The 3,249-nt window shown below is 72.1% G+C and carries 2 protein-coding genes; one reads left to right on the top strand and one right to left on the bottom strand.

What is annotated here, in order from left to right; all coding sequences use genetic code 11:
* Positions 1-5: 5 nt before the first annotated feature.
* Positions 6-1,697: a phosphoglucomutase (alpha-D-glucose-1,6-bisphosphate-dependent) gene (gene pgm / locus ACY5KJ_RS19000; RefSeq protein WP_462204006.1), complete on the top strand. Its 1,692-nt coding sequence runs from the start codon at positions 6-8 to the stop codon at positions 1,695-1,697.
* A gap of 60 nt (positions 1,698-1,757) precedes the next feature.
* Here pgm and ACY5KJ_RS18995 read toward each other — a convergent pair whose 3' ends face one another.
* Positions 1,758-3,194, bottom strand: a complete 1,437-nt coding sequence (locus tag ACY5KJ_RS18995; RefSeq protein ID WP_462204005.1) for a vWA domain-containing protein — start codon at positions 3,192-3,194, stop codon at positions 1,758-1,760.
* Positions 3,195-3,249 lie beyond the last annotated feature (55 nt).

The raw sequence follows: 3,249 nt of genomic DNA, 5'->3' as shown, positions 1-3,249 counted from the left end.
CGCCCATGCCGACCAGTCCGCGTGCGGGGCAACCCGCCGCCCCCGAGGATCTCGTTGACGTCGACGGCTTGCTCGCCGCCTACCACGAGATCCATCCCGATCCCACCGATCCGACCCAGCGGGTGTCGTTCGGCACGTCCGGTCATCGTGGCTCGGCGCTGCGCGGCTCCTTCAACGCCGACCACATCCTGGCCACCACCCAGGCGATCTGCGACTACCGGAAGGAGGCCGGCGTCGACGGACCGCTGTTCGTCGGGATCGACACGCACGCACTGTCAGCGCCCGCGCTCGCGAGCGCCCTGGAGGTCCTCGCCGCGAACGGCGTCGCGGTACGCATCGCCCCGGACGGCGAGGCCACCCCGACCCCGGTGATCTCGCACGCGATCCTGCGCCACAACCGCGAGCGCACGTCAAGCAACAGGACGGGCAGGACAGGCACCACCGGCGCGACCGGCCCGGCGCGCGGCCTCGCCGACGGCATCGTCGTCACGCCGTCGCACAATCCGCCCGCCGACGGCGGGTTCAAGTACAATCCGACGCACGGCGGTCCGGCGGACACCGGCGTCACCAAGGTTATCCAGGATCGCGCGAACGCCCTGCTCGACGGTGGCCTCGCGGGCGTGGCCCGGGTGCCGTACCCGCAGGCGCGCGCCGCCGCCGTGGTCCACGACTACGTCGGCGCCTATGTCGCGGACCTCGGCGACGTCATCGATCTCGACGCGATCCGCGGCGCCGGGGTGCGCATCGGCGTCGACCCGCTCGGTGGGGCGAGCCTCGTGTACTGGCAGGCCGTCGCCGAGCGGTACAAGCTGGACCTCGACGTGGTGAACACCACGATCGACCCGACCTTCGCCTTCATGACGACCGACTGGGACGGCAGGATCCGGATGGATCCGTCGTCGCCGTACGCGATGGCCTCCCTGGTGCGGCTGGCCGGCTCGTTCGACGTCGCCCTCGCCAACGACGCCGACGCCGACCGGCACGGCATCGTCACCGGCACGGCCGGGCTGTTGAACCCGAACCACTACCTCTCCGCGGCCATCGCCTACCTGTTCGGCCACCGCCCGGGCTGGCCGACCGGGACGGCGATCGGCAAGACGCTGGTCAGTTCCAACATGATCAACCGGGTCGGGGCGAGCCTCGGCCGCGACGTGGTCGAGGTGCCGGTGGGCTTCAAGTGGTTCGTGGCCGGTCTGACCGACGGGAACCTGGGCTTCGGCGGCGAGGAGAGCGCGGGCGCGTCGTTCCTGCGCCGCGACGGCGCGGTGTGGACGACCGACAAGGACGGGATCATCGCCTGCCTGCTCGCCGCCGAGATGACGGCGGTCACCGGCCGGGACCCCGGGCAGTTGTACCGGGAGCTCACCGATGCCCACGGCGCCCCGGCCTACCGGCGGGTCGACACGCCGGCCACCCCGGCGCAGAAGAAGATCCTGGCCGCGCTCACCCCGGAGAGCCTCAGCGCGACGACGCTCGCCGGTTCGCCGGTGACCGCCGCGCTGTCGCACGCGCCGGGCAACGGCGCGGCGATCGGCGGGGTGAAGGTCGTCACCGACGACGCCTGGTTCGCCGCCCGGCCCTCCGGCACCGAGGACGTCTACAAGATCTACGCGGAGAGCTTCCGGGGCCCCGGGCATCTCGACGAGGTCATCACGGAGGCACAGTCGATCGTCGACGCCGCCCTCGCCCGCGGCTGATCCTGCCGGTCCCAGGCCGGTCCCGGAGCCGGCCGGGGACCGGGCCGGGGCTGGGGACCGTCAAGACGGAAGAAGCCGCCCGATGAACGCCTGGAGCTGCTCGATGTTGCGGCACTCCACCATCTCGTCGACGAGCTCGGCGTACACGTTTGTCGCCGAGTCGCCCGCGCCCCAGTAGCTGCGCGGCTCCGAGTTGAGCCAGTAGGAGTGCCGGGCCTGCGAGCACAGTCGCCTGAAGATGGTCGCCGAGGTCGGTCGGTAGTTGTTCCGGGCGTCACCGAGGATCAGCAGCGACGTCTTGGGACCGACCGCCTCAGGGTACTTCTCGGCGAAGACCTCGATGGCATGCCCGTAGTCGCTGTGCCCGTCGAACCAGACGAGGTCCGCCTCTCCGGAGATGCGGGCCATCATGTCGCCGAGGTCGAGGCCGCGCAGATACCTGGTGACCTCGTCGGTCGTGTCGATAAAGGCGAACGCCCGGACCTTGGCGAACTGCTCGCGCAGCGCATGGGTCAGCATCAGGGTGAAATGCGCGAACGAGGCCACCGAGCCGGAGACGTCGCACAGCACGACCAGCTCGGGCTTGTGCGGCTTGTGCGGGCGGTGCCTGGTCTCCACCGGTACGCCGCCGGTAGCCAGCGACGCCCGCACCGTGCGCCGGAAGTCCAGCCGGCCGATGCGGCCGAGCCGGCGCCGCGCGGTCAGCCGGGTCGCCAGCCGCCGGGCGAGCGGGTAGACCTGCCGGCGCAGCTCCACCAGGTCCCGCTGGGAGGCTCGCAGGAACTCGACCTGGTCGCTGAGCGGCTTCACCGCGGTGCGCTCGACCGCATCGAGGCCGCGTTCCTCGGCCATCCGCCGCCGCACCTCGGTGGACACCATCTCCTCGAACTCGCGGATCCGGTCGGTGATGGTCTGCCGGGCGGCCCGTTCGGCGAGTCCGCCACGTTCGGAATCCGCCAGCATCGCCGCGAGCAGATCGGCGATGAGGGTCTCCGCCGACATCACCCGCAGCACCCGGTAGATGAACCACGAGCGGGCGGAGCTGCCGCGCGCCGACCCGAACGCGCTCACCGCCTGCCGGGCAAGCGCGCGCAGCGCCTCGTCGTTGCCGTCACGCAGCGCGTCGAGCAACTGGTCGCGCAGCACCTGGCGCAGCTCCTCCAGCTGCTCGGGCGACAGCTCGCCAGGGTCGACGCCGACGTCCCCCGCCGCGCCGTTCGCCGCCCCGGCCGGGTCGTCCAGGTCGTCCAGGTCGTCCAGCGACACGCCGTCCCCGATCCGGGGCGGGAAGTACAGGTCGAACAAAGTATCGAAAGCCGGCCGGTACAGCGGCCGCTTGCACAGGGTCGCCGCGAACGCTGCCCGGACGGCGTCCCGCTCGGCCCAGCCCAGCGCGCCGACGGCCCTGGCGGCATCCACGGTCTCGGCGCTGCTCACCGGGACACCGGCCCGGCGCAGCGCCGCGGTGAAATCGACGGTGCGGTCCAGCAGGTTCATGCCGGCGCCCCCTCGTGGACGTGCGGCCGTGGCGACGGCCGTCAGCTAGGGCCTG

It is taken from the genome of Frankia sp. CcWB3, assembly GCF_977927595.1.
The sequence above is the reverse complement of the archived record's forward strand: the minus strand, read 5'-3'. Positions and strand labels throughout refer to the sequence as shown.

Excerpts from the sequence above, each read along its gene's own strand:
- pgm (WP_462204006.1), top strand. The coding sequence starts at position 6 with ATGCCGACCAGTCCGCGTGCGGGGCAACCCGCCGCCCCCGAGGATCTC.
- ACY5KJ_RS18995 (WP_462204005.1), bottom strand. The coding sequence starts at position 3,194 with ATGAACCTGCTGGACCGCACCGTCGATTTCACCGCGGCGCTGCGCCGG.